Annotated in this window: 22 protein-coding genes and 2 pseudogenes; 13 read left to right on the top strand and 11 right to left on the bottom strand. The window is 67.8% G+C overall.

The window, feature by feature from the left end; genetic code table 11:
• Positions 1-92 precede the first annotated feature (92 nt).
• Both ABEA82_RS38845 and ABEA82_RS38850 read right to left on the bottom strand, forming a co-directional pair.
• Complete coding sequence (locus ABEA82_RS38845) at positions 93-263, bottom strand: hypothetical protein (RefSeq protein ID WP_486389423.1); 171 nt, start codon at positions 261-263, stop codon at positions 93-95.
• 161 nt (positions 264-424) lie between these two features.
• The gene (locus tag ABEA82_RS38850) at positions 425-820 is read right to left on the bottom strand and encodes a Ku protein (protein ID WP_486389424.1); all 396 of its coding nucleotides are present in this window, start codon (positions 818-820) and stop codon (positions 425-427) included.
• 93 nt (positions 821-913) lie between these two features.
• On the opposite strand from ABEA82_RS38850, the gene ABEA82_RS37410 reads away from it, so the two are divergent.
• From ABEA82_RS37410 to ABEA82_RS37425, 4 genes are all read left to right on the top strand, one after another.
• Positions 914-1,492 carry a TetR/AcrR family transcriptional regulator gene (locus tag ABEA82_RS37410; protein WP_345666226.1) on the top strand — a complete coding sequence of 193 codons (579 nt, stop codon included), beginning with the start codon at positions 914-916 and terminating at the stop codon, positions 1,490-1,492.
• Positions 1,493-1,539: 47 nt separating this feature from the next.
• Positions 1,540-2,211 (top strand): enoyl-CoA hydratase-related protein, encoded by a 672-nt coding sequence (locus ABEA82_RS37415; protein ID WP_345666227.1) that lies wholly within the window; start codon positions 1,540-1,542, stop codon positions 2,209-2,211.
• A 96-nt stretch (positions 2,212-2,307) separates the two neighbouring features.
• Positions 2,308-4,557 carry a molybdopterin-dependent oxidoreductase gene (locus ABEA82_RS37420; protein ID WP_345666228.1) on the top strand — a complete coding sequence of 750 codons (2,250 nt, stop codon included), beginning with the start codon at positions 2,308-2,310 and terminating at the stop codon, positions 4,555-4,557.
• A gap of 115 nt (positions 4,558-4,672) precedes the next feature.
• Positions 4,673-5,122 (top strand): hypothetical protein, encoded by a 450-nt coding sequence (locus tag ABEA82_RS37425; RefSeq protein WP_345666229.1) that lies wholly within the window; start codon positions 4,673-4,675, stop codon positions 5,120-5,122.
• A gap of 310 nt (positions 5,123-5,432) precedes the next feature.
• On the opposite strand, the gene ABEA82_RS37430 is transcribed toward ABEA82_RS37425, so the two are convergent.
• On the bottom strand, positions 5,433-8,615 hold the full coding sequence (locus ABEA82_RS37430; protein ID WP_345666230.1) for an AfsR/SARP family transcriptional regulator: 3,183 nt from the start codon (positions 8,613-8,615) through the stop codon (positions 5,433-5,435).
• A 52-nt stretch (positions 8,616-8,667) separates the two neighbouring features.
• Here ABEA82_RS37430 and ABEA82_RS37435 point away from each other — a divergent pair.
• The 5 genes and pseudogenes from ABEA82_RS37435 to ABEA82_RS37455 form a co-directional block, all read left to right on the top strand.
• Positions 8,668-8,961 (top strand): annotated as a pseudogene (locus tag ABEA82_RS37435) (transposase); the annotation flags it as partial.
• Between the two features lie 761 nt (positions 8,962-9,722).
• Positions 9,723-10,130: a hypothetical protein gene (locus tag ABEA82_RS37440; protein WP_345666231.1), complete on the top strand. Its 408-nt coding sequence runs from the start codon at positions 9,723-9,725 to the stop codon at positions 10,128-10,130.
• Positions 10,131-10,407: 277 nt separating this feature from the next.
• Positions 10,408-10,704, top strand: a pseudogene (locus ABEA82_RS37445) (hypothetical protein).
• A gap of 622 nt (positions 10,705-11,326) precedes the next feature.
• Entirely contained in the window at positions 11,327-12,814 is a 1,488-nt protein-coding gene (locus ABEA82_RS37450; protein WP_345666232.1) for a NucA/NucB deoxyribonuclease domain-containing protein, read from the top strand.
• A gap of 10 nt (positions 12,815-12,824) precedes the next feature.
• On the top strand, positions 12,825-13,448 hold the full coding sequence (locus ABEA82_RS37455; protein WP_345666233.1) for a hypothetical protein: 624 nt from the start codon (positions 12,825-12,827) through the stop codon (positions 13,446-13,448).
• Positions 13,449-13,658: 210 nt separating this feature from the next.
• Here ABEA82_RS37455 and ABEA82_RS37460 read toward each other — a convergent pair whose 3' ends face one another.
• From ABEA82_RS37460 to ABEA82_RS37485, 6 genes are all read right to left on the bottom strand, one after another.
• The gene (locus ABEA82_RS37460; RefSeq protein WP_345666234.1) at positions 13,659-14,246 is read right to left on the bottom strand and encodes a hypothetical protein; all 588 of its coding nucleotides are present in this window, start codon (positions 14,244-14,246) and stop codon (positions 13,659-13,661) included.
• Positions 14,247-14,514: 268 nt separating this feature from the next.
• Positions 14,515-15,054, bottom strand: a complete 540-nt coding sequence (locus tag ABEA82_RS37465; protein ID WP_345666235.1) for a hypothetical protein — start codon at positions 15,052-15,054, stop codon at positions 14,515-14,517.
• A gap of 183 nt (positions 15,055-15,237) precedes the next feature.
• Complete coding sequence (locus ABEA82_RS37470) at positions 15,238-15,750, bottom strand: hypothetical protein (protein WP_345666236.1); 513 nt, start codon at positions 15,748-15,750, stop codon at positions 15,238-15,240.
• A gap of 131 nt (positions 15,751-15,881) precedes the next feature.
• Positions 15,882-16,460, bottom strand: coding sequence for a hypothetical protein (locus ABEA82_RS37475; protein ID WP_345666237.1), 579 nt, complete (start codon positions 16,458-16,460; stop codon positions 15,882-15,884).
• A 50-nt stretch (positions 16,461-16,510) separates the two neighbouring features.
• Positions 16,511-16,993: a hypothetical protein gene (locus tag ABEA82_RS37480; RefSeq protein ID WP_345666238.1), complete on the bottom strand. Its 483-nt coding sequence runs from the start codon at positions 16,991-16,993 to the stop codon at positions 16,511-16,513.
• 319 nt (positions 16,994-17,312) lie between these two features.
• A complete protein-coding gene (locus ABEA82_RS37485) occupies positions 17,313-18,182 on the bottom strand; it encodes a hypothetical protein (protein ID WP_345666239.1) in 870 nt (289 codons plus the stop codon).
• 513 nt (positions 18,183-18,695) lie between these two features.
• Here ABEA82_RS37485 and ABEA82_RS37490 point away from each other — a divergent pair.
• The 4 genes from ABEA82_RS37490 (at position 18,696) to ABEA82_RS37510 (ending at position 24,390) form a co-directional block, all read left to right on the top strand.
• A complete protein-coding gene (locus ABEA82_RS37490) occupies positions 18,696-19,319 on the top strand; it encodes a hypothetical protein (RefSeq protein ID WP_345666240.1) in 624 nt (207 codons plus the stop codon).
• A gap of 75 nt (positions 19,320-19,394) precedes the next feature.
• Positions 19,395-20,774 (top strand): replicative DNA helicase, encoded by a 1,380-nt coding sequence (gene dnaB / locus ABEA82_RS37495; protein WP_345666241.1) that lies wholly within the window; start codon positions 19,395-19,397, stop codon positions 20,772-20,774.
• A gap of 176 nt (positions 20,775-20,950) precedes the next feature.
• Positions 20,951-22,387 (top strand): FAD-binding oxidoreductase, encoded by a 1,437-nt coding sequence (locus ABEA82_RS37500; RefSeq protein WP_345666242.1) that lies wholly within the window; start codon positions 20,951-20,953, stop codon positions 22,385-22,387.
• Positions 22,388-23,568: 1,181 nt separating this feature from the next.
• On the top strand, positions 23,569-24,390 hold the full coding sequence (locus ABEA82_RS37510; protein ID WP_345666243.1) for a hypothetical protein: 822 nt from the start codon (positions 23,569-23,571) through the stop codon (positions 24,388-24,390).
• 40 nt (positions 24,391-24,430) lie between these two features.
• Here the strand turns inward: ABEA82_RS37510 and ABEA82_RS37515 are convergent, their stop codons facing one another.
• Both ABEA82_RS37515 and ABEA82_RS37520 read right to left on the bottom strand, forming a co-directional pair.
• Positions 24,431-24,934 carry a BAR domain-containing protein gene (locus tag ABEA82_RS37515; protein ID WP_345666244.1) on the bottom strand — a complete coding sequence of 168 codons (504 nt, stop codon included), beginning with the start codon at positions 24,932-24,934 and terminating at the stop codon, positions 24,431-24,433.
• A 229-nt stretch (positions 24,935-25,163) separates the two neighbouring features.
• Entirely contained in the window at positions 25,164-25,577 is a 414-nt protein-coding gene (locus tag ABEA82_RS37520) for a winged helix-turn-helix transcriptional regulator (protein WP_345666245.1), read from the bottom strand.
• Positions 25,578-25,612: the final 35 nt, after the last annotated feature.

Here is a 25,612-nt window from a genome sequence, read left to right on the forward strand (position 1 = left end):
ATCGCCGCAACATCGTCGCCGTACACACCGGGGTGTGCTGGGGTGCCGGCGTGTACGAAGTGCAGGCCGGACACGGTGCTCGGCATCGAGGTCTAAGCGCTGCGCGGCCGGCGCCCTGAGGTCTTCTTGGCCGGTTGCTTCTTCGCAGTCTTCTTCTTCTTCTTCGGCAACTCGTGCACGTCGGCGTCCTCGCCGCGCGAGGCCCGGGCCTGCTGCACGGATTCGTTCAGGGCGGCCATCAGGTCGACGATCTGCCCCGGCATTCGACTCCAGCTCCCGCGGTTTCGGCGGCTCGCGGTCCTCCCGCTTGGCTTCGATGATCTGCTCAAGGGCCTCGGTGTAGGTGTCCTGGAACTCCTCGCCCTCAAGGTCCTCGCGGGTCAGTTGTCCATGAGCGTGAGCGCGCCGTCGAGCTCCTCGTCGCTCAGCTCGACCGGCGGCGGAAGCAGTTCCTCCGGCGAGCGGATCTCGTCGGGCCAGCGCATCGCGTGCAGGACGATGGCGCCCTCGCGGACCCGGAGCAGGCCGAGGCGCTCGCGGCCGGACAGGCGTACTTCGCGACGGCGACCTTGCGGCTCCGCTCCAGGGCCATGCGCAGCAGCTTGTAGGGCTTCGCGGCGACCTGCCCGCTCGGCGTCAGGTAGTAGCCCTCGCCGATCTTCAGGGGGTCGACGGAGTCCAGCGGCATGAACGCGACGATCTCGATCGCCTTGGCCGTCGGCAGCGGCAGGTCCTGCAGCTCCTCGTCGCTGATCGGGACGACCTGCTCTTTTGTGAGCCGCCGCCAGATCCCTCTTGCATGTTCTATGCCATACCCCATAAGTTACCGATAGGTAGCCCGTCTGGCGGGCCACGTCGCCGTCGGAAGGGTGGTGGGCGGATGAGCCCGCGGAGGAGTGACAGCCGTGACCGGATGATTCTCAGTGCTGCCGCTCTGCTGCGTGAGTACGGGGCGAGCGCGACCAGCATCGACCGGGTGCTCGCCCACAGCGGAGCTCCTCGGGGCTCGGTGTATCACCACTTCCCCGGCGGGCGGACGCAGCTCATCGACGAAGCGGTGGCACTGGCGGGGGACTTCATCGCGGGGCTGATCGACGCTGCCATGCAGGCGGATGATCCGGTGGCGGCCGTCGACGCGTTCTTCCTGCTGTGGCGTGACCGACTCGTGGAGAGCGGCTTCCGGGCCGGCTGCCCGATCGTGGCGGTGGCCGTGGAGACCAACGACGATGCGCCCCAGCTTGCCCGTTCTGCCGCCGCAGTCTTCGCCCGCTGGCAGGAGGCCCTCGCGGCCCTCCTCCTGAGGCACGGCCTGAGCGAGGAACGCAGCCGCCGACTCGGTGCCTTCATCATCGCCGCGGTCGAAGGCGCGGTGATCATGTGCCGGGCCGAGCAGAGCACCGCCCCGATCGAGGCAGCAGCCGCCGAGATCCACGACCTGCTCCTCTACGCCCTGCGCGACCGTCCCGGTGCTGAATCCGGTCCCCGGCCGTAGCGCGCAGCCGCCCAGCCGCTTCATCTACGTAGCTCGAAGGAGTCGCCATGCCCTCGCTCGACCGTCAGGACAACGTCTTCGTCCTCGACCTGGGAGACGGTGAGAACCGCTTCCACCCCGAATGGCTCACCGCCGTCAGCGCCGCCCTCGACGAGGTGGAGAAGGAGGAAGGCCCTCGCGCCCTGGTCACCGCCGCCACCGGAAAGTTCTACTCCAACGGGCTCGATCTGGACTGGTTGTTCGCCCACGCCGACCAGCACCAGGACTACGTCGTCTCCGTCCATGAACTGTTCGCGCGGATGCTGTCGCTGCCGGTCATCACCGTGGCCGCGCTGCAGGGGCACACGTTTGCCGCCGGCGCGATGTTCTCCCTCGCTCACGACTTCCGCGTGATGCGCTCCGACCGCGGCTACTGGTGCCTGCCCGAAGCGGACATCAACATCCCCTTCACCCCTGGCATGGCCGCGCTCATCCAGTCCCGGCTGGCGCCGCAGACCGCCCACGCTGCCATGCTCACCGCCCGCCGCTACGGTGGCGCTGACGCTGCGGCCGCCGGCATCGTCGACCAGGCGGTCGGTGAGGAGGCCGTGCGCTCCACCGCGATCGAGATCGCCCAGGCTCAGGTGAACAAGGCCGGCGACACCCTCGGCACCATCAAGGCCCGCATGTACGCCCCTGCCCTGGCCACGCTGCGCGACACCACCAACCCGATGGGCTGACCTCACGGTCCGCACGTCCCCACCCGCCGCCGCCCCGTCCCGGGGCGGCGGGCGCCCGCGCCAAGACGGTTGGCGGTGTTGACGAGGAGGAATCACATGACTGACCAGGCCGACACTGCCAGTTGGCACAAGACCGCGTGCATTCTGTGCGAGAACAACTGCGGCATCCAGATCCAGACCGACGGCCGGCGCTTCGCAAAGATCCGTGGCGACAAGGAACACGTCGCCACCATCGGCTACACCTGCAACAAGACCCTGCGTCTTGACCACTACCAAAACGGTGTGGAACGCCTGACCACGCCTCTGCGCCGAGAGGCGGACGGCAGCTTCACCCCCATCGACTGGGACACCGCGGTGCGCGAGATCTCCGCCCGGCTCGCGTCGGTGCGCGACACCCACGGCGGCAAGTCGATCTTCTTCTACGGTGGCGGAGGCCAGGGCAACCACCTCGGCGGCGCCTACAGCGGTGCCCTCATGGGCGCCCTGGGCGCTCGCTACCGCTCCAACCCCCTGGCCCAGGAGAAGACCGGCGAGGGCTTCGTCGACGCCCATCTGACCGGCGGTCACACCGTGGGAGACTTCGAGAACGCCGAGGTCTCGATCTTCATCGGGAAGAACCCCTGGCAGACCCACGGGGTCTCCCGGGCCCGCACCGTGCTCAAGGACATCGCCAAGGACCCTGCCCGCACCATGATCGTCATTGATCCGGTGCGGACCGAGACGGCCGACCTCGCCGACATCCATCTTCAGCTCAGGCCCGGAACCGACGCCTGGTGCCTGTCCGGCATCCTGGGCGTCCTGGTCCAGGAGGACCTCGTCGACCACGCCTTCCTCGACACTCACACGACCGGGGCAGCAACCGTACTCGAGCAGCTGAAAGCTGTGGACGTCGCTCACTGTGCCACCACGTGCGGACTGGACGAGGAGCTCCTGCGCACGACGGCCCGCCGGATCGCAGCCGCCTCCAGTGTCTCGACGTACGAGGACCTGGGCGTTCAGCAGGGCCCCAACAGCACCCTCGTCTCCTACCTCAACAAGCTGATCTGGCTGCTGACCGGCAACTTCGCCAAGCAGGGCGCGATGCAGCCGCACTCGTGGGTCGTACCGCTCGCCCGCTACAGCACCCGCCCGCGCCGTACCCCCGTCACCGGCGCGCGGATGCCCGGCGGCCTGGTGCCCTGCAACGTCATCGCCGAGGAGATCCTCAACGACCATCCCGACCGGTTCAGGGCGATGGTCATCGAGTCATCCAACCCGGCGCACTCCCTTGCCGACTCCGCCGCCTTCGCCAAGGCCCTCGACAAGCTCGACCTCGTCGTCGTCATCGACATCGCGCTGACCGAGACCGGGCGCCGGGCCGACTACGTGCTGCCGGCCGCGTCCCAGTACGAGAAGTGGGAAGCGACCTTCTTCACCTTCGAGTTCCCGCACAACACCTTCCACCTGCGTGCCCCCGTTCTCGACCCGCTGCCCGGCACGCTGACCGAACCCGAGATCTACGCCCGCCTGGTCCGGGAACTCGGTGCCGTCCCCCGCAGTCGCCTCTCCCTGCTGCGCGCCGCGGCCCGCCTCGGCCGCACCCCGTACAAACTCGCTTTCGCCGCCCTGGCTGTTCTCGACAAGAGCACCATCAAGTTGGCCCCGTATCTGCTGTACGAAACCCTCGGCCCCACCTTGCCTCATGGTGCCCGCTCCGCCGCTGTGCTGTGGGCGCTCTGCCAGCGCATCGCCAAGGAGTACCCCAAGGCCATGCGCCGCGCCGGGCACGCCGACGCGGAAGCCCTGTTCGAAGCGATCCTCAAGGGCCGTTCCGGAGTCATCTTCACTGAGGACGAGTACGACGACGCCTGGGGCTACGTGCCGCATCCCGGCCACCGCATCCCGCTTCCCATCCCCGAACTGCTCGACCTGCACGCCGACCTGGACACCACTCCGGCCGTGCACACCACTGAGGAGTTCCCGATCGTTCTGGCCGCCGGACAGCGGCGTGCGTTCACCGCGAACACCATCATTCGCGACACCACCTGGCGTCTTCGCGACAAGGGCGGCACGCTGCGCATCAGCCCGCACGACGCTGAGCAGCTCGGACTCGACAACGGTGCCCCGGCCCGGATCACCACCGAGCGCGGCACGGCAAACGCCACCGTCGAGATCGACGACCGCATGCAGGCTGGGCACGCCGCCCTGCCCAACGGTTTCGGTCTCGATCTGCCCACCGGCAACGGCGGGACCGAACGCACTGGTGTCGCCCTCAACACCCTCACCGACCTGCGCAGGCGCGACCCCATCGCCGGCGTCCCGTGGCACAAGCACGTGCCCGCCCGCATTGAGGCCCTCCCCGCCTGACCCTCCACCCACGAAAGGCCAACACGTCCGCGGACCCCGCTGGACGGATTCGCTGACCAGAAACATTACCGACAAGATCACCGCCCCCCTGTGCACGCTCTGACGGCGGTGTTGAGTGGGTGACTGCGGTCTGCGGGCGTGGACGAAGACCTCGCTCGTCAGCCCCGAGAAGGCCCGCGAGACCGCGGCGAAGGAGGTCGACCGGCTCCTGGGAACCGCCGTCTACCTCCAGCGTCACGCCCACGCCGCGATGCTCGGGCGGTGCGTCCTGGGCGCGGACTCCAAGGAGGACTGCTCCACCGAGGGTGCCAACCTCCAGCTGAACGTCTGGGACGACAGCACGCGCCGGGACATCGTCGAAGACGGCACCACCGGCTGCGTCGCCCACACCGTCGAAGCCGCCCGCCGGGTCGTGACCGACCCCGCCAGCCGCAAGATCCTGCTCGCCTTCGTCCGCGACGACGAAGGCACCGCCGTTGCCCGCGCCGTCGGGCTCGGGCCGGACGACACCGCACAGTTCCTGAACCGCGGCCTCACCCTGCGCCGGGAACACCGCGTCGGCTGACCTCACCGTTCCCGCAGCCGCGCCCCGGCCGCCCGGCGCCCGGATTGGAGCGCCACGTTGCCCTACGAAGCCCGCGGCCCGAACCTGACCGATCCGACGAAGGGCTACCTGAACTTCGTCCTCTACACCGAGCCCCAGCGCGGCGCCGTCACGTCGTCGCTGAACGCCGTACTGGACATCGAGGCGCAGCAGACCGTGACACACCTCACTTCCAGGAGTGGCTGGGCGGGCTGGTGCGCTGCGAGCCGAACGCGAGGCACTGAACACTCGTGGACCCGAAGAAGATCCCGGTCCTGTCCACCGGGTGCGGCTACGTGGAGTCGGGCGCCGATGCGACAGCGCGGGCGAGGAGCTGACGAGTGTGGCGGGCACCGGGGTGGTGACCGGTCTCCTGGTGGATGTGCAAGGCGTGGTAAGCGTGTCGGGCGGCGGGTTCGCGTTCGTCCCGGGCGAGGTGGTGGGCGGTGAGTGCGGTGAGGACCTGTCCTTCGAGCATGCGGTATCCGCTGCGGCGGGTGAGCTCCAGGGCCGTGGTGAGGTGGTGGCGGGCCTGACTGTGTTGTGCGAGGACGGTGAGGACGGTCGCCAGCCCGATGTGTATCTCCGTCTCCACGTAGGGGCTCGTCTGCTGGGCCAGGCGCAGGGCCCGCCGGTAGTGGACGAGGGCCCGACCAGGGTCGCTTCGGCGGTGGTGCACTGCGGCCAGCATGTTCAAGGTGTCGGCTTGCGAGCGGAGGTCGCCGTGGGCGTCGGCGATGCCGACGGCTTTCTTCGCGATGGAGAGGGCCTGGTCGAGTCGGCCCGCGTCCCGGTGCACTCCGGCGAGCAGGCGCAAGGTGTCCGGTGTGGGCCGTTGGTCGATCCGTTCCTCGATAGCGCGGGCACGAGTGATCTGGTCGAGTGCTTCGTCGAGGTTTCCCTGAAGCAGGTGGTATTCGCCGAGGTTTCCGAGGGCCATGCCGGTGCCGGCGGGGGAGCCAGCCTGACGGTATCGGGCCAGGGACTGTAGGGCGTGGTCGGTGGCCGCGTGCAGCATGCCCTGCTCCGACAGCACGCATCCCAGCAGGAGCAGGGTGTGAGCCTGGCCGAACAGGCGCCCCCATTCGGTGGTCCGGTTGATGCGCAGGGAGCGCGAGAGCAGGTCGAAGGCGGTGGTGAGGCGGCCGGTACGCCAGCGCGTCGCCGCGAGGTAGTTTTGTGCCAGGGCTTGCCCGTCGGTCCAGTCGCCGTCGATGGCATGGGCCAGTGCTCGGGCGTGATGACGGCCGGCCTGTTCATACCGGGCCTGGCGGGTGTACAGACGGCCGATGCTGAACTCGACAGCGGCTTGGGCCTGACAGTCACCGTCGGTCTCGGCGGCGCGCCGGCCGGCCTCGGCGGTGCTCTGCCAGTCGGCGGCGTTCATACGCGCGGAGAAGTACCCGGTGAGGACGTCGGCGAGCAGCCAAGCGGTATTGCGCGGGCCGGTCACGGCGGTGCTGATGACAGTGGCCACCAAGTTGGCGCATTCGGCGTCGAGCCATCGCATGGCTGTGGCACTGTCAGCGAAGGTCGATACGTCGGCGGTTGACACCTCCTGCTGTGGCGGTGGCAGACGCAGCGTTTCGGGCTGCATCGCTTCCGCTGCCGTACGGGCCGTCCGCAGGTAGAAGTTGTGCACTCGATGTACAGCCTGGGGACGTGCTGGGGAACCGTCTTGGGCTTGTTCCGTAGCGTACCGGCGCAGGAGGTCGTGGAGCTGGTAGCGGTGCGGTACGTGCTGCTGGATCAGGTGGGCGGTCTCCAGTTCCCGGAGCAGCGCCCCCGCATGGGGGCGTCGGCAGCCGAAGAGGTGTGCGGCGGCTTCAACGCTGATGTCGGGGCCCGGGACGAGACCCAGCAGGAAGAAGCTGTCGGCAGCCGCCGGGGTCAGCGCCTTGCATGAGGCCGAGAACACAGCACGCAGACTGCTGGTGATGTCGCCGGCGTCCAGGGCGTCGAGTCGGCCGGACTCCTGGCACAGCTCGTCGGCCAGAACCCCAAGGGAGAAAGCGGGCTGGCTGGAAGCACGAGCAGCGGTGATGGCCAGGGCCAGGGGCAGGCCCGCGCAGTGCCGGAGCACGTCGGTGACAGCCTCCCGTTCTCCTCGTGCGTATAGGCCGCCGAGATGGCGGACGAAGAGGTCACGGGCATCGGCGTCCGAGAGCACGTTGACAGGCACAAGACGGGCACCGTGTGCGGTGATGAGTCCGGGGAGCCGGTTACGGCTGGTGACAACGACGGCGCACGCCGGACCGCCGGGCAGCAAAGGAGCCACGTGCTCGGCATCACGGGCGTTGTCCAGAACAATGAGCATCCGACGGTCGGCGGTCAGCGACCGGTACAGCGCGGCTTGTGCGTCCGACCGCGCGGGCACCGCCTGCGCAGCCACGCCCATGGCGTCGAGGAAGCCGCGCACCGCCACCGCCGCGGGCAGCGGCTCGGCCGACGGGTCGAAACCGCGGAGGTTCACGTACAGCTGGCCGTCGGGAAAGTTTCCGAGGTGCCGGTGAGCCCAGTGCAGGGCCAGCCAGGTCTTACCGACGCCGCCGACGCCCACGATGGTGGCCACACGCTGTGCGCTGTCCCGGCCCGGGGTACCGTCGAGCAGAACGTCCAAGGCGGCCAATTCGTTCTCTCTGCCGACGAAGAGGGCGGGTGGGGCCGGCAGCTGACGTGGGACAGCAGCTAGTACCGGCTTGTCCGGAGAGGCGATGCGCGTTGTCTCTCTCGGATCGAGCAGGGGATCGTTTGTCAGCATGCGCTGGTGGAGGCGTTGCAGGGCAGGTCCGGGTTCGGTGCCCAACTCCTCCACCAGCCGCCCTCGGACCGTCTGGTAGTGCGCCAGAGCATCGGCACTGCGCCCGCTGCGATATAACGCGAGCATGAGCTGACCTGCAACACGCTCGTCCAATGGCTGGGCGTCGGCCCGGAGGACGAGTTCGGCCAGGATGCGGTCGTGCTCGCCCATGCGGAGGCGGGAGTCAACCAAGTCCAATTGAGCGGCCAGTCGTTCACGGTCGAGAAAGCTGCGTTGACCAACAAACCACGGCGTGTCGATCTCCGTGAACGCCTCCCCGCGCCACAACCCCAGTGCCTTCTCCCACAGGGCTGCCGCCTGCCCGACATCGCCCTGCTCACGTGCTCGGCCCACTAGGTGACGGAACTGGTGCATGTCCACCTGGTGCAGATCGACGGGGAGACGGTAGCCGGCAGAGGAACGCTCGATGGTGACAGCGTTCAGCCGCGACAGCACCCGCCTGAGCCGGGAGATGTACCCGTATAGGGTCTCCCGGCCGCGCCTCGGTGCGTGTGTACCCCACACGCGGTCCATCAGGAGATCCGCGGGAACGGCGTGCCCTGCATCGACGAGGAGAGCAGCGAGCACCCGCTGCTGTAGGGCATGACCCACATCCGCCGACGTCCCGTCCCGCCAGGCCGTGACGGCACCCAGAACTCCGAACCGCAGCGTCATCCCCGCCTCCGATCAGCGGTCATCTGTATACCCGCCGTTCGGTTCCGCTGCCATGTCGATTCAGGACTTCCCTAACTGTTCGTTCCAAAAAGGTGTTTGGGTGCGTGCTGATCTTGTTCCGGATGGCCCTGTGGGAGCGGGTGGCTCCGCTGTTGCCGCCTGCTCACGAGCGGCGGCAGCGCTATCCCGGCGACTGCGTGTTCCAGACCGGGCGGCTCTCGCGGGAGTCATGTACGTGCTGCGGACCGGTGTCGCCTGGCGCGATGTCCCTACGGCCGACGTCAGGCCAAGGTTGCATGCCGCCCTATTGTCCGAGTTGTGCCGCGCGGACTTGCTGGACCTGGACGACGTGCCGTGGACGGCTGGATGTTGCAGAAGTCGGGCTCGGGCAGGATATCTGCCGGGGCGCGCGCCCCACGCCCCCGCCAAAGCGCACATACCGCCCGACCGCACCAGCACACGAAACGGACCAAAAGAGGCCAGCCCAACCATTGACCAGAAAAGCCGTCACCGGTCATCTAGCAACTCGCCTGCCTCGGACTCGAATGTGCGGCACGGGCGCAGAGCGTAACCGGACACCGGGCACGAGCTATTAACACCATTAGCCTCCGCCCACGGAACCGCCGGCGGAGGCTTCAAGGTAGGCGGGCCGGGGATGCAGACAACGGCGCCGCCCCGCACCGGGCTTCAGCAGTCGGCGCGGAGACTGTAGATGGGGCCCCAGTTGCCCCTGACGGGACCGTAGTTGGGCGGCGTTACGTACTTCACGGTGGTCTCGTCGAACATCCTGACCACGCCGTTCCTGGGGAGTCGGTTGTTCCAGTAACCACCCCCGGTCCACGTGGCGTACACGGGCTGGGACATACCGCAGTACAGGACGATGCGGGGGCCACCGTTGTCGCTGGTCGCGCAGAAAGCGCCGGACACAGTGCACGGCCCCGTTTCTGTAGGGGAGCTACCGGCTGCGCCGGCACCGTTGGCGGTGCCGGTCAGCACAGCGGTTGAGAGAGCGAGAACCGACACCGCCTTGCGCACCTTACCCATGCTTACCTGCCTTTCGAGTGGTTCGGCTGCTGTGCTCTCACCGTGCCGGGGCAGCCTTGAACAATGCTTGGAGAAACCTGCGCGCAGCGCGAGGCGATCAAGCGGGCACAGGCGGCGAAGAAAAAGGCGGGCGGCGGGAAGCCGGCCGCGAAGAAGCCGGCCGCGAAGAAGCCGGCGGCGAAGGAAGCGGTGCCGCTACCGCGCGGCTCGGTACGCGCCGCGTACCCGGGCATCTGCCCGGCCTGCTTCAAGGACTACGCCAAGGGCGAGGACCTCACGAAGGTGACCGACCACTGGGGGCACCCCGCCTGCGCGCCCCGGCAGATGTCGGCAGCCGAGCGGGAGTTCGCCCGGAACAAGGCCCGGATCGAGAGCGGCGAGACGTTCCGCGGCCAGAAGCCCTCGGACTGGCGGCGCGGAGCCTCGCCGTCCAGCACCCGTCCCGCCGCTGAACTCGGCCCGGCGGTGTGACGTCGGCCACGGACAAACTCACCCTGCAAGGGTTGGTCAAGGCGAAAACGGACACCTGCCGGGTCTGGTCGTCAGACCGCGGACAAGGGGTCCTTCCTCACGGTGGCCCCGGCCCGTGCGCACATCCGCGCGCGGGCCGGACGACTGCCGACCCGGCCAGCAGGCCGGAGGAACGAGGACACCGTGCCAGCCCCCGACCGACCCACCCCTTCGCGCCGCCCCGCGCGGCCGCTTATGCAAGCCCGGGTTGTCGGTGGCGGCTGCAACGCTTGGTCGGATGAACTGCGATGAGCAGCTGCTGAACGGCCGGGTCTACGGCCACGACCACGACGACCTCAACCCCGGTCCGCTGCCGCACCGGACCTACTCCGAACGGGTACGGCGGACCGCTGGACGGCCTGCTGCTGGACATCCACGGATGGCGGACCGTGGAAGTCGACGACGGGGTGGCCCTGTCCACCGAGCTCGGGCGGTTCCCGGCGGCCGCGCCCTGTACGACCCGCGCCCCGGCGAGGCGCGTACGCGGGGCCCGGGTGTGAGCTGCCGCTTCTACTACTCCGGCGACACGCCCTGACTGGTGCCCCGGCACCGTGGCGCGACCGTCGGGATCCTCGAGCCGCACCTGGACTGCTGACCCGCCGGGCCCCGGCGCCCGACTGCTGCTACGGCCACCACCTGGGGATACGCACAGCACTCGACCTGATCGCAACCGTCAGCCCATGCCCCGTGACGCCACCGTCGCCGACGAAGCCGTACGCGCAGCGTGGGAGACCTGCCGGCTCCTGGACAACGAGACCTCCGCCGAGCAACGCCACCAGACACAGCAGCGCCTCCAAGCCGCTATGGACCTATACGGGCGCGACGAAGTGGCCCGCGGCACCGTCTTCCTCGTCGGCATCCTCGCCGCCCACCTTACCCAAGACGCCGGCCAACCGGGCAGCATCGACCCACTTGGCGACATCATCCCCGGCGGTCATCCGCGGGCTCAGCCGCTTCGAACTGGCCGACCCCACCCAGGCGCCCACGGCGGCCGGCATCTGACTCGCTTTCCGTGGACGCATACTCCCTTGCTCGACTGCCAGTGCTCTGTGTTTTGATCGGATCGACCCGGCGCGGACATGCCACATGAGTGGGTGGGTTCGCGCTGTTCTGACCAAACAGGGGGTTACAACTTGAGACCGAGATCGTTGCTCGCCGTGGGGGCTGTGACGCTGGGGCTGCTGGGCGGTCATCTGGGCGTCGCGCAGGCGGCGGGCGAGCGGGAAACGGGTGCGGACACCTCGCTAACCACGGGTGTAACCGCAACTGATCCAGTTGCTGATGAGGCGTCACCGGCGTCGGAAGACGTCGATGACGACCCGGACGCCGCACCGTCGGCGGAAGACCTCGCCCTGGGCGCTGACAGCACGGCAGGGGAACCGGCGGCGGCCCCGGAAGCCGCGGAGGACGGAGAGCGCGTCGGGCTGGCCGCTGGCCACAAGGCCACCTGCGATCAGCGAGTGAAGGACGCTGCCGGGATTCCCGGCGCGCAGTACGCGGCCTGCGCGTCGTCCCTGGAGCCGGCCGTCGAGCTCAACTCCGACGAACAGGCTGTTCTGTCCCAACTCGAGGCTCCTGCCGACACATCTGCGGCTGAGTCAGCCCTCCTGGCGGCCGAACCGGGCGCTGCCCAGGCCGGATCGGAAGCCACCCCGCAGACCACCGAGGAAGACGCAGCCCCCGCGGATGCACCGGGCGACGAGCCGGACACTGCGGCCGCGGCAGCCAGGCCCAGGCCCTGGAAGGAACCCAAGTGGTGCATCGACGCCGGCGTGGACAACACCTGGTACATCGAGCGCATGCGTGGCTGCGGCATCTGGCGCGCTGAGGTCAACGCCATCGACGTGCGCACGGGCCGCAAGGTCGGCGGTATCAAGTACCTCGTCGTCGGCTACTCCTTCTCGGCCCGCGACTCCAAGACCTGGGCCTACCAGGTGAGGCTGCTGGAGTCGTCCCGGTGGGGGCGGGGAGTGAACGGCACAAAGGCGTCCGGGAGCGCCTCCTGCGTCGGCAAATGCAAGGTTGTGAAGAAGAGCTTCCCGGTGCAGACGATCTCCAGGAGCGCCGAGCCCTACGGGCAGTTCTTCATGGACACCACCATCAACACCGCTGCCGCCAAGCAGCGGGGAACGGGCCGGAGCGTCGCCTCCTGGACGTTCACCAATCCGGAGTGGGTGGCGCCGTCAGAGCCGACGAAGCATTCCACCGTGGACGTCCGATGCGACAACGCACTGCCTGGTGCTCCCCGCCAGGTCGGCTGCGTAAACCTGCAGGCTGTGCCGGTGCTCAGCTACAGCCAGACCGGGCCGTGGCCGGAGGTCGCCAAGCACGTCAAGGACGCCCAGTCCGCCGGCCTGCCGGGCAAGTACGGCACGACGAACTACCTGACCCGGCTGACCGACCGCAGGAAGATCAAGGAGAACAGGGAGAAGGCGTGCCCGTCGAGCCTTGTGCGCCCGCCGGGAAAGTCCTGCGACGAGTACCCCTTCGCCAGCACCTGGCAAGGCGCGAAGCACAGCGGCGGTGATTTCAGCCGCCGCATGGTCAATGCCAGGCAGAACACCGACGCGGGCAAGGCCCTCAAGGGCTTCTACACCTACAGCCGCGTCCTGGAAGGGGACCGGTTCCTGGTATGGATCAGGTAACCCCAGCCAGATGAGACCAGACGAGGACACCGTGAACGAGTCAACACCTCCAGGCACGGCGCTGGTGGACGTTGAGTACCACCTCTTCCAGATCACGGACCCGCAAGGGCCTGTGGCCGACGACCTGGACGCAAGCCACACTGGCCTGGTGTCCGCCGACGGCGGAGCCATCGAGGTGAGAACCGGGATTCACACCGGAGACGTCCACGTCACCGTCGAGCCGCACTCGAAGCGGCCCGATCCCGCCCAGGACTGGGAGGAGATCGCTGAGATCTCATGCAACTCCCCGTCCGGGGAACTGCTCGTGACGCCCTATATGGACGACCCGGCGGATCTGCCCTCGCTGGCGTCCGACGGACCAGGCTCGTACCGGCTGCGCGTCCACGCGCGCGGCCGGGACAGGGCCGTCGACCAGACGACGCTGGACGAAGCGGTGGAGTCGTACCTGATCCAGAGCTGGCCCGCCGCACACCAGGACGTTCTCCTGGTGAAGGCGACAGACACCTACGGGCGCCAGGTACGAGCCCAGCCGGCTAACGACACGATCGTCATCGACCACGAGGACTCACTCGACACCCAGACCGGCCGGGAACGCGACATCCTGCGTAGGGCTGGACACGGCGACTACTCCTGACCCGCGAATCTTGCGCGTCTTCGGTTGGGGCGGCACAGCCGCCCCAACCGAAGAACGCTGGGTGACCGGCAGGGCGTTTGGGAAGGACGCCCGATGCTTGCCGCCGCCTTTTGCTTCTTTCCGTGGCGCTTTCAGTTGCCGAGGAGTCTGACGTAACGACGGGAAGCCTCCTGCTGCGGCGTCGCCGACCAGCTGCACGAGATGCGCAGTTCAGTTCCCGTCCGGCTCGTCATTCCGACCCATGTCCCAGCGCATCGGCAGCCGCCTGCCTTGTCGTCGCTGGCCCCCCTCGTCCGGATGTAACGCCTCACGGCACACAGCCATTAAGTAGCCCACCCTGTCCACTGAGCTAGAAGCGCCCAGCTCTACGACCCGGCGCTTCTCGTGCGGCCGTCCCAGCTCAACCCACCAGGCCAAATCATCCAGCCACCTGTTGAGCTCGAATGCCGCTGCCTCCGCCGCATCCGCCACGGAATCGGGTCCCTCGACCACCACGGCGCCCACTGTCGGCCCGACGTCGTGGCGCAACGCCTGTGCCTGCGCCACCTTCTCCTTCGCCGTCTCCACATCCAGGTCCTGGACGTCCAGGTCGTTCATCAGCCGCAGGGCCGCATCCCGCTGCACGAGGAGGGCCGCGGCGCAGGCACTATAGGCGGCCCGCCTCGACTTCCGGTCCTCTAGGGACGCATTGCCGCGGCTACCGATCCCAGCCGTCCGGACCGAGCCGACCACACCGCTCAACGCGGTGATCACAGTGCCGCCGACTCCGATCAATGCCACCGCCGTCACCGAATCCACCCGCGCATTGTGCCCCGCAGCAATCACGGGACCCTGGCCGACTCGCACCTGATCGGCCAGGCGAGCATCTGTACCGCCTCACGGGTGGCCGCGAGGTTCGGGTCAGGGCCTACCTGCGACGACCAGCCGAGCAAGGTGTCGAGGAGGTCCTCGGTCTCCTCTTCTGCCAACCGTGTCGCTGCGGTGTTCTCCAGTTCTGTGGTGGTTAGCAGGCCGCCCACTGTGCCAGCGCGCACGCCGCCCTGCGACCCCCCGACGGCACTCGACACTAGGGAGACCTGTTCGGCGCACCCGGCGCCGCCCCGAAATGCCGGCGACGACGTCGTCCGACCGCCACAGGCGTTGCAACTACGGAACCAGATCGTCGGGCCCCTGTGGGCAGATGGAGCCTCACGTGCGCCTGCTTCATGGACAACCCTGATCTGCCCTGGCCGGCGTTCGACGGCCCCGACGCGGTCGGCGGCCGCCTGACCCACACCTTCACCGGCATCGAAATGCGGCCGCTGGAGCCTCCCTGGACGGCGTCTTCCGCGTCCGCGCCCTCGACGACACCCCGGGCGGCATCTACGAGGCAACCCTGGAAATCCAGTGCGACGGCGACCTCAACCTCAAGGACAACACCTACACCCTGCCCATCACCCTCGTCGTCCCCCAGCCCGCCGGCGACGAGACCCAACTGTTCGTCTACCAGGAGACCAGGCCCCAGGTCGCCCCGGGCAAGTCCACCAGCTTCAACCTGCGCCTGCTCGCCTCCAGCAACCAGCCGGTCAACCCCGCGCTTCAGCGCACCCACCGGCTTCGTCTTCACCGCACACCCCACCTTCGGCTACTACGGCACCACCGACGGCCTGGTCACCGGCAACCTCGAATACGAGCTCTACGACTCCGACCGCACCCTGGTCATCCACGCACCCGAGGAAGGTGGGGCATCCGAAAGTAGGTGATCAGCAGTAGCGGGCGGCCAGGAGTGCCCCAGTGTCGAATTGATCATCTAGTCATCTGGCCCGGTCCGGGTGATGCGCAGTTGGGCGTCTTCGAGATGGGCGTCCAGGGGGACACCACTACGGAGGATCGCGGTGAGGTCGGCGTGGTTCTCAGCACGGACCCGCGCCAGGGGGGTGCCGTTGCTGTCCACGACGGTGATGGCACGTGCAGGCCCGGACTCGGCCCAATCGAAATGCACGACTCCGATTGACCATAGCCAGGCATCCTCGTGGGGCATGACGCTGAGTTCGATCGTGCCGTCGGCCAGCAGCCGACTCAGAAGGCTACGTCCGTGGCCGCGGACGTACTCGATGAGGTCTTCTAGACCGAGGTCGCTTGGACGGTAGCGCTCGCGCCAGCCCGTGATGTGTTGATTGGCGAGCCAGGATCGGATCCCGGAGGTGGTGATCAGCTCGGCGTTGGCCTGTTGGCCGATGGCGTGGGCGAGCGTGCGCGAGTGCAGTCCAGAGGTGAGCAGGGCAGTGCCTGCACGGTGTCGACCCCGTACCGCAGGCACCACGGAGCGTCGGGCCGAAGTTGCACAGTGGCATCCAGCTTGGCGAGATGATCGTTGGTGAGATGGACCAGTGCGCCCAGGGTCCAGGACAGGTAGTGCTCGAAGATCTGGCTGATGTTCTTGACGGTCTGCTCCTAGCGCCAGTCGACGGCGACATTGGGCAGCCACCGACGAGCGAGCTCGGGAATGGGCGTCCCAGCGATCCAGTCCCGCATCGCGGCGTGCAGGTCGACGTGGATCTCCTGTCGGCGGCCCCGTCGCTGGTTGTAGAAGCCCCAGGGCTTCTCCCGCTCGGGCAGTGTGAGGAGCGTCTGGAAGGCGCCCTCCTGGTCGAGGACGCTGAAGGTGCTCTCCAGCGAGAGAGACATGGGGGCTTGGGCGCTCGACATGCCGAAGGGATCGGGGTTGGCGTCGCGCTGTACGCGTTCGGCCAGGCGTCGCGCCAGCTCGTCCAAGGCGCGGGCGCTGGGCAGGCTGGTCCCCGTCGTGGTCCAGCGTCGGCACACCCCCGGAGGGGTCGCGTCGTAGCGCCGCTGGGTGCGCTGGGCCAGCCGCTGCCAGCGGGCCTTGTCCTCGGTGCTGAGCTGTTCCATGGCCAGCAGCCGGTCCACGGCCTGAAGCGGGCTGCCGTCGAAGGTGATGTGGTCGTGGATGTCCAGGGCGAGCCAGACGTAGCTGATGAAGTCGCTTGCGATGGTGTTGGAGATGTTCATCAGGCCGTCGGCACTGCGGGCGATCAGATCTTCGGCTTCAGCGAGGTCGGCTAGGGCCCGGGCGCTGGTGAGGGAAGAGTGGACCTGCAGATCGTCGGGGGAAGGGGTGAACAGGGCATGGTCGCTGCCGTCGCTCTTGCGGTTGAGAGCGAGGAAGATCCAGCCTTCGGTTTCCCGCCCAGCTCCTCCAGCCCGTCCGACGGCGTTGAGGAGCTTCGCTGCATCGAGGCTCGGGGCGCGCCACTGCCACCATCGCCGTCAGCGGATTCTAGGCCGGCCAGGATGACCACGGTACGCACGGGCAGGTTCACCCTATCGGTCAGGGTGGTAGTGCTGACCACAGCTTTCAGAACGCCGTTGCGCAGGGCGTCTTCGACGCCTTCGAGTACGTCGGTGGGAAGCGCTGCGTGGTGGAAGGCGATGCCGTAGCGGGTGCAGCGCACCAGGGGGTGCTCCTCGCCGAGTTGTTCGGCGAGGAGATTGGCGAGGGTCCGGGCGGGTTCGTGCTCGGACTCGGACAGTGCATCGGTCATGGCCCGCGCTATGTCCTGGGCGGACAGGGGTGTCGCGCAAACCACCAGCATGGGCCCGGCCGGCAGTAGCAGGACGGCGGCCTGGGCGAACATCTTGTAAGCCGCGGTGCTTGCTGAACCGTCGCCGGGCGTGCTTCATCGTCGAAGATCGCTAAGACTCCCATCCACCGGTGGTCTACGACCCTGTCGGCTCGGTGAGCTGGACGACAGCCTTATAGGTGGCGCTGAGCCGTCACCGACCGGCGTGTGCTCCGCAGGTGGCCCCGGCTCGGGACCGGGACCACCAGCTCGGGGAGAGAGGATCAGCGGGGGCGCCGGGTCAGCGCTGCTGGATCCACCAGATGATCCACCCGGTCCCGCTCGCGCCCACGGCGCCGGCGGCGCCGCGGACGATGCCGTAGCCCGCCGTACGGGCGAGGGCGCGCAGGCGACGGCGGCGGCCGCCGTCCAGCAGCTGCCGCAGCCGGGTCCGGATCTCGGACCAGATGTGACGCAGCTTGCCGTGGCCCTGATGATGCTGGGTCGACGCCGGCCGGTCGGTGCCCTTAGGCTCGTTGGCCATGCTGATGGTGCCTCCTTGGGGAGTGACTGTCGGTTTCTTCACTGGGCGGCTCCCTGCTGGAACAGGGGGCCGTCGCCCGTTTGCAGGACGGCGGCCTGCACCGCGCCCGACCCGGGTGCGCCGGGCCGGGAGTCGTGGGGCCGGGGCCGTAGCGCCCCGGCGGTGCTCATCGCGGAATCGCGGCCCCCGAGAGCGCGGGGATACGGGAGCCGATCCGCAGCGCGGTGCGGGCGAGCCCTCAGGAGTCCAGGCGGCCTCTGCCGCCTCGCGCTCCGTCTTGTTGACGTTCAGGTCGAACGGCGCGGCGAGAGCCCAGCGGACATGCGTGCTCTGCCCGAAGACGGAGAAGCCGTCCAACTGCTGCTCGGAGAGGAACTCGTACAGCAGGCGCTTCTTCTTCAGCTCCTCGATGCCGCGCCCAACCGTTGACGGGGAGACCCCGTACCAGAGCGCGTACTCCCTGGCCTTGTGCAGGGCGAAGGACGGGCTGCGCTGGCTCATGAGGATAAGCAGCATCGTCTTCGCCGGCATCGAGAGCGTGCTCTTGCGGGAGCCCGTCTTGTCGCCCGACGGCAGCGTGTACGGGTCGCCGGAGCCGTCCTCGAGCAACTTGGTGATTTTCGTCATCCGGCCGTGCGGCTCGGTGCTGATCAGCTTCAGTTCCTTGAGCTTGTGCAGGTGCCGGGAGACTGCGGCGCTCGCCGTGCCGTTGGTGGCGAAGGAGATTCCCGCGGCGCGGGCCCCAGGTCTCGGACCGGTGAGCGACGCCCCAGTCGGCGCGCGCGGTGACGCAGTGGATCAGGAGGAAAAGGTCCAGCCGCTCGTTACTGCGCAGCATCTTGGAGAACGGTCCGGGCCGGGTGACCAGGCGGAGGCCGGGATCGGCATCCTGGACGAAGGCACGCCGGATGGGGACGGCACGGCCGGTGCGCCAACGCGCCCCATCGGGTGGTCTGATGTTCGATGGTTTGGAGATCCGGGTGTTGCCGCCGGGACCCCGGTTCGCTGCCCAGTTGCGGTTCTGGGTCAACGGTGAGGACGTGGTCGAAAGGGCGGTCCACGAGGGCGGCCGTGGGCCGTTCGCGGCTGATGTGTTGCCTGCCCTCCCGAACCGACGTCGAAGTGCTGTCCGTTCTACACGTGAACAAAGCCAAGCGGGAAACCCGCGTTTCGCCTGGTCAGAGCCAGAATGCGGAAAACCCGCGATCCGGTGTCCACCCCCCACACCCCCCGGAGGAGGTGGATACCTCCTCCCCCTACCCCCTCACTGACTCTTCGGGGTCGCTTCCGTCACAGCGGGAGGAGGAGGCGTTCACTCCGGAAGAGGTGGCGGCTGCTGAGCGGTTCTTGCAGATGCTGCGCAAGCCGTGGCAGGCCGGGCGGGCGACCGCGCGCAAGAACGCACCGTTGCTGCTGCAGGAGATGCGGGAGCTGGGCTGGCCTTCGATCCATGAGGTGGATCAGCAGCTGTTGGAGCGGGACATTCTGCGCAACACCGAGGGTGCGAGGTCTCCCGCTCACATCCTGCCGAAGTGGATCAAGGATCTGCGCTTGTACGGCGTGGTTCTCGAGCAGGGGTGCCCTCGCCCTGACTCGACCGCAGCCATGTGCACCAGGCATCCGAACTTCCCTGATGGTGACTGCTCCCCCTGCCGCCTGGAAGAGCGTCGGCGGAGTCAGTCTGTGGATTCCGGTTCTGCTCCGGCGAATGGAGCCGAGCTGCTCGCCCGACTGCGCGCCGGTGCTTCGGGCACGTCCAGCTGACCTGCCCTCACATCTCTGCCGCGGTCTGGTCCCGTCACGATTCGGCTGCCAAAGACAGATCACCAGGAGATCCGTATGACCATCGTCCCAGCCCAAACTGAGCGGCAGGGCGGCGGCCGGAGCGACTTCGAGCGCGTCCCGCCGCACGACCTGGACGCGGAGGCGGCCTCACTCGGCGGCCAGTTGCTGACCAAGGAAGCCATCGCTGACGTGCTCGACACCCCGATGCAGCAGCGGGACTACTACAAGCCCGCTCACGAGACGATCCAGGCCGCGATCCTGTACCTGTACGGCAAGGGGGAACCGGTCGACCCCATCACCGTCGCCGCGGAGCTGACCAAGCGCGGCGACCTCGCCAAGGTCGGCGGCGCCAGCTACCTGCACACCCTGGTCCAGACCGTTCCGACCGCCGCCAACGCCGCCTACTACGCCGAGATCGTGCACGAAAAGGCCGTGCTGCGTCGCCTGGTTCAGGCAGGCACCCGGATCACGCAGCTCGGCTACTCCGCACAGGGCGAGCTGGACGACGTCCGCAGTGCCGTCGAGGCCGAAGTGCTGGACGCTCTGGCCACCCGCGAGCAGACCGCCGGCTATGTCTACGTCCGCGAAGACGTACCCGGCTTCTGGGACGACCTCGATGCCCGGATGAAGGGCACCGGCGTGATGACCGGCCTGCCCACCGGCCTGATCGACCTGGACGCGCTGACCAACGGCCTCCAGCCCGGCCAGTTCATCGTCATCGGAGCCCGCCCGGCGATGGGCAAGTCCACCCTCGCCCTGGACTTCGCCCGCGCAGCATCCATCGAACACGGCAAGACCTCCGTCTTCTTCTCGCTGGAGATGGGCCGCGGGGAGATCCTCCAGAGGCTCTACAGCGCCGAAGCGCGGGTAGCTCTGCACCACATCCGCGCCGGATCGGTCACCGAAGATGACTTGGACCGCATGGCCAAGCGCACGCAGGCCATCGAGCAGGCCCCGCTGCTGGTGGACGACTCACCCGAGCTGACCATGACCGAGATCCGCTCCCGGGCCCGCCGCATCAAGCAGGCCAAGGGCCTAGACCTGCTCATCGTGGACTACCTCCAGCTCCTGCAGTCCGGCGCCTCCCGCCGGCCCGAGAGCCGCCAGCAGGAAGTCTCCGACTTCTCCCGCAGCCTCAAGCTGCTCGCCAAGGAGCTGGAGATCCCGGTGATCGCCCTCTCTCAGCTCAACCGCGGACCCGAGCAGCGCACCGAGAAGAAGCCTCAGGTCTCAGACCTGCGTGAGTCCGGCTCCATCGAGCAGGACGCCGATCTGGTCATGCTGCTGCACCGCGAGGACGCCTACGAGAAGGAGTCACCGCGCGCCGGAGAAGCCGACCTGATCGTGGCCAAGCACCGCAACGGGCCCACAGGAACCGTCACCATCGCCTTCCAGGGCCACTACTCGCGATTCGTGGACATGGCCAAGACCTGAGAACGCCTCCACAAGAGCCCAGAGTCGCCCTCACAACGGCGCTGGGCGCGTGGGCAGGCCAGATGCGTTGAACGCTCAAGTGCAGCTCGTCTCGGTGCTCAACTGGAGCCGGCATTCACCACGTGTTAACGTGATCATATCGCCATAAATCAGACTCCCAGCCACTTACTTGAAGTGTGTCGGAGGAGATGGTGACCATGGCGCGGAATCGGTTGTTCCATGCGCCCACCGTCGGCACCGAAGGCAGGGCAGCGCACGCCGCGTCCAGCGCCGCCCACCGCGGGGCGAAGGTGGACTGGGACCGTCTGCGCCAGCGGATGCGTGGAGCGCTGCTGCGGCCGGGAGATCCAGGCTTCGAGGACGCCCGGAAAGTGTTCAACCCCCTCAATGACGATCACGTACCCGTCGCGGTGGCGCAGTGCGAGTCGACGTCCGACGTCAGAGAAGCGGTGCGGGCAGCCGCGAACCACGTTCCTCTGGCCGCTCGCAGCGGTGGCCACTCCTATGTCGGTTACTCGGCGCCGCACGGTGGTCTCACCCTTGACCTGCGGCGCATGTCGGCCGTGGAGGTCCAGTCGAACGGCGTTGCAACCATGGGCGCGGGGGCGCCGTTGCGGGATGTCTACGGCGGTGTCGCTCAGGCGAACCGCTGCCTGCCCGCGGGGTCCTGCTTCACCGTCGGTATCGCGGGAGTGACCCTGGGAGGTGGAATCGGTGTGCTGCAGCGCAGGTTCGGGCTCACCTGTGATCACCTCGTGGGCGCTGAGATGGTCACCGCCGACGGAAGAACCCTTACAGTTTCCGCCGCTCGGACCCCGGACCTGTTCTGGGCCTTGCGCGGCGGAGGCGGTGGCAACTTCGGGATCGTCACGCAGTTCACGTTCGCCACCGATCCGGCTCCGGCACTGACGGTGTTCGTGGTCGGCTTCCCGCCGGGCAAGGTGCCCGAGGTGCTGAGCGCGTGGCAGTCATGGATCTCAGCCGCACCCCGCGAGCTGTGGGCGAACTGCAACATGACGGGTGGAGACGTGCCGAGTTGCCGGGTGGCCGGCTGCTTCGTCGGGCCCAGCAGTTCCTGCAACCCCCTGCTGGACGACCTGATCTCACGTTCCGGTGTCCTGCCCAACCGTCGGACGGTCCAGGATCGGGAGTTCTTCAGTGCCATGCGCTTCTTCTCCGGGAGTCCCGAGCGGCAGTCCTTCGTCGCCTCGTCACGGATCCTGAGCGAGCAGGCGTCTTCCCCGGACGCCGTGGCCAGCCTGCTCGTCGGGCGCCCAGGCGTGTCGATCATCCTCGACCCGCTGGGGGGCGCAGTAGCGGACGTGGGCGTCCAGCAGACCGCGTTTCCGCACCGCAAAGCATTCGCCACCGCGCAGATCTACGCGAGCGCCACAGCAGCATCCGAGGCCGAAGTGACGCGCACTGTCCGCGATGTCGTGGCAGGGCTGGCCTCCCTGGGCTTTGGGGGCGGTTACGTCAACTACATCGACCCGGCCCTGCCGGACTGGGCGCAGGCTTACTACGGCCCGAATCTGCAACGTCTGCGTTCCGTTGCCCACGACTACGACCCCGATGGGGTGTTCGACTTCCCGCAGGGACTCACCAGGACGTAACCGCTCCAGCGACCGCCTGTTGCCCATCGATCTGGCCATCCGCGACTGGGCCCGCCGCGACCACACCGTCGCCGAGTGCCTGCACCGCGTGGACGATAGGCGCTGCCACGCATGCTGCCAGTGAGGAACATACAAGGAGTACGCGCCGTGAATTGGGAGGCCGGTCGGACCGAGCCGCAGCCCCGCAGCGCGCCAGCTACGCCCGGTTCCTGGAGAAACTGACCGAACACCTCCCGCCCCCGAGACCGAGGCGCCCCGTGAGCCCGTTGTACCGGAGACATTCGCTGCCCGCTCCGGCCGACCCCGCTCCGTCACCCTCGGCGGCCGAGAAGGCTCCTGCCCGCCCGGCGGCGAGCACGACCAGGCCGTCGTCTTCGCGGCGCCGGGAAGAACGCGGCAGCGAAGAAGACCACCACGGCGGCCGCCGTGGACCCCCGCTTCGAGAACGGCCCGCTGGCGGTCGTCGAGTGCGAGGACGAGCAGGTGTCGGCGTGGTGCCGATGCTCAAGTCACGCGCTACCGCTGCCGACGCCTGTGCTCTTCGCACCGCTGCCGCAGCACGCAAGCAGCTCTCTCTATGGGGCAGGTGGCGCGAGTGCGCAACGCTGACGTCAACCTGCGGTTGGCTGTGTCACCCGTCCCTACAGATTGGCTGCGTAGCAGCGTCACAGTCCGGCCAGGCAACACCACATGTCACGCCATGCAGCCACCAACCAGTGGACAGGAGTTTGCGCTTCTGCCACAACTACTGTGCAGTGCATTGAAATTCGGACTAACAGGCAGCGTAGAGGGGCCTTATGCCCGCGCAACCACCACACTCGTCCGGTCCCGGCGGAGGGCAGCCTACTGCTAGGGGGCCGAGCAACTCACCGCTGCAAGGACAGGGCGACCCGAGCGCTCTGCCGCTCCCTCCAGCACGACCATCCCATCCCGCGAGCGGTCCACCACTACCTGGAGGGCCCGCGAACGGCGCGCCATCTGCGGGGAACCCGAGCGTTCCCCCCTTAGCTTCGTCAGGGCCGACCCACCCCGCGCCAGGTCCTCAGCCTGGGGCACCGCTGACCTGGGTGACGCCTGCCGATCCTGATCGCTATGCCCGGGAAGCCAATGAAGCCGCGCGTGAGGCCAACCGAACTGCGAGCAAGGCTCTGCGCATTTCGCTATGGCTAGGCATTCCCACTTTGATCGTCACGACTGGGGCCTTTATCGCATCCAGCCTTGGCCTCATCCCTTCCTTCGAGACCAACGAGAGGGAACGCGAGGAGAAGGACGCTAAGGAAGCCGTCGCGGCTGGCTCTCCAGTTACTATCTCGGCTGGTGGGTCATACTACGGCCCCGGGTGGTGGGCCTCCGCCGAGAATCATGGAGCCCGATACAACAACACCGCGTTCGATTGGGAATCCTTCGATCCAAACCGCCTTACATGGGCGTGGCTCGAGAAGAATTGGACTCCACTCAACTCGACCGGCGTAGGGATCAACGTCTTGAGCGAGCACGAGAAAACCACACTCGTTCAAGGTGTGCAGATCTCAAAGCTCAAATGCTCAGAGCCCCTCTCGGGGACGATCCTGCAAAACCCGGGAATTGGGGACGGAGGAGAGGGAGTCGTGCCAGTTGACATGGCTCTCAACGTAGAAGCGGCACGACCAGTTACTCGGGAGTTGGACAAGAATGGCCAGCCTGGCGAGCCCCTGAAGACTCAGATCGCATTAGACCAAGGGGACCAGCGAGAGTTCGTAGTTCAATTCTTCACTCGAACGAAATCGTGCACCTTCCAGGCCCACTTAGTCGTCTCATCAGAGGGAAAAAAGTACCTCGTGAGGATCCCCGCAACATGGAAAAGCGGCGGAAAGCCGGACAGTTACACTTTCCGCGCAACAGCCCCTTCTCCAGGTCACGCCTATAAAACTGCGTACGTGCCGACAGGGAACCTCATGGAGCAAGTGGCACCCGAATCGATCGAATGGACTCGACAAAACACACCTGTCCACAGCGGCTCGTGACGAAACGCCGTCGCACTACGTGACACACCTCGTCCGTCGGTCAACGGCGCATCAGATCGGGCCGGGCGTCGGCGAGGACGAAGGCCCGCTGGAGTCCTTCCACCAGGTCCCGGTCGATGTGGTAGAGCCGCGCTCGTTCGTCCCTCTGGAGCAGCTGGTGCGCGCCGGCCGGGCCGAGGCGGCGCTGTACCGCCCTGATGCTGGTCAGGGTTCCGCCGATCTTCGTCGGCGGGATCGGGTCCCTCGGGTGGTCGGCGAAGTACTGCTGGACTTCGCCGTACGACACCGTGCCGCCCATCTCCACGATGCGACGCACCACCGCCCGGGCCCCGGGCATCAGGGACGCGATCATCTGGAACAGCAGCCGGTCCGTCCAGCCGCCCCCGAGGTCGTCCTCCGCCAGGTCTTCCGGTCCGGGGCGGGGCTCGGCCGCCGGTGCGTCCAGCCAGTCGGCCGGAACATCGGGACGGAGCCCATAGGCCGCCTGCACCGCGGCGATCGCCTGCTCGTAGCTGTCGGTTTCGGTATCGATGGTCAGCCGCACGCCTCGCCCCTAAGTGATCGCCCTAGCCATCTTTCCCCACCAGCAGTCCGCCCCTCTCGTCGCGTTGGCGATCGGACCGTCAGGCCACCTGGGTCGGTTCCTTGTGAAGGGCGTGCTTGAGCGGTGTTGCGGGAAGCAGATTAGGCCGGACGGTGTCCGGGGACGGACCAGCCGGCCCGCACGAGTCGAAGTCGGCTGCCTGGGAGGGCCGCACGCCAACACAGCACACCTAGTTGGGGGGTGGCTCGTCGGCGAGCTGGTTGCTGCGGTTGATCTCCGGCATGTGCGTCTCGGCCCAGACCCGCAGGGCGGAGAGCGGTCTTTCGAGGGACAGGCCGAGCTCGGTGAGTCGGTAGTGGACGGCGGGCGGCACGGTGGGTTCCACGCGGCGCGCGACCAGGCCATCGCGGACCAGGCTCTGCAGGGTGACGGACAGCATCTTCTGTGAGATGCCCGGGATACGGCGCCGCACTTCCGCGAAACGGAGCTCGCCCGGAGCCTCCTCGGCCAGCACCTTGACCGCCATCGACGTCCACTTGGTGCCGATACGGTCGAGCAACTGGCGGGTCGGGCAGCGCGGATCCAGCAGGTCACCGCGCTCACCGGGCCGCTGGTCACGTCCGCCGGGCTTCGACGTGGTCACCCGGGGCTCACCACCTGAAGGGAAAGTGCCGTCTT

The organism is Streptomyces venetus, assembly GCF_039540295.1.
Classification (GTDB): Bacteria; Actinomycetota; Actinomycetes; order Streptomycetales; family Streptomycetaceae; genus Streptomyces; species Streptomyces venetus.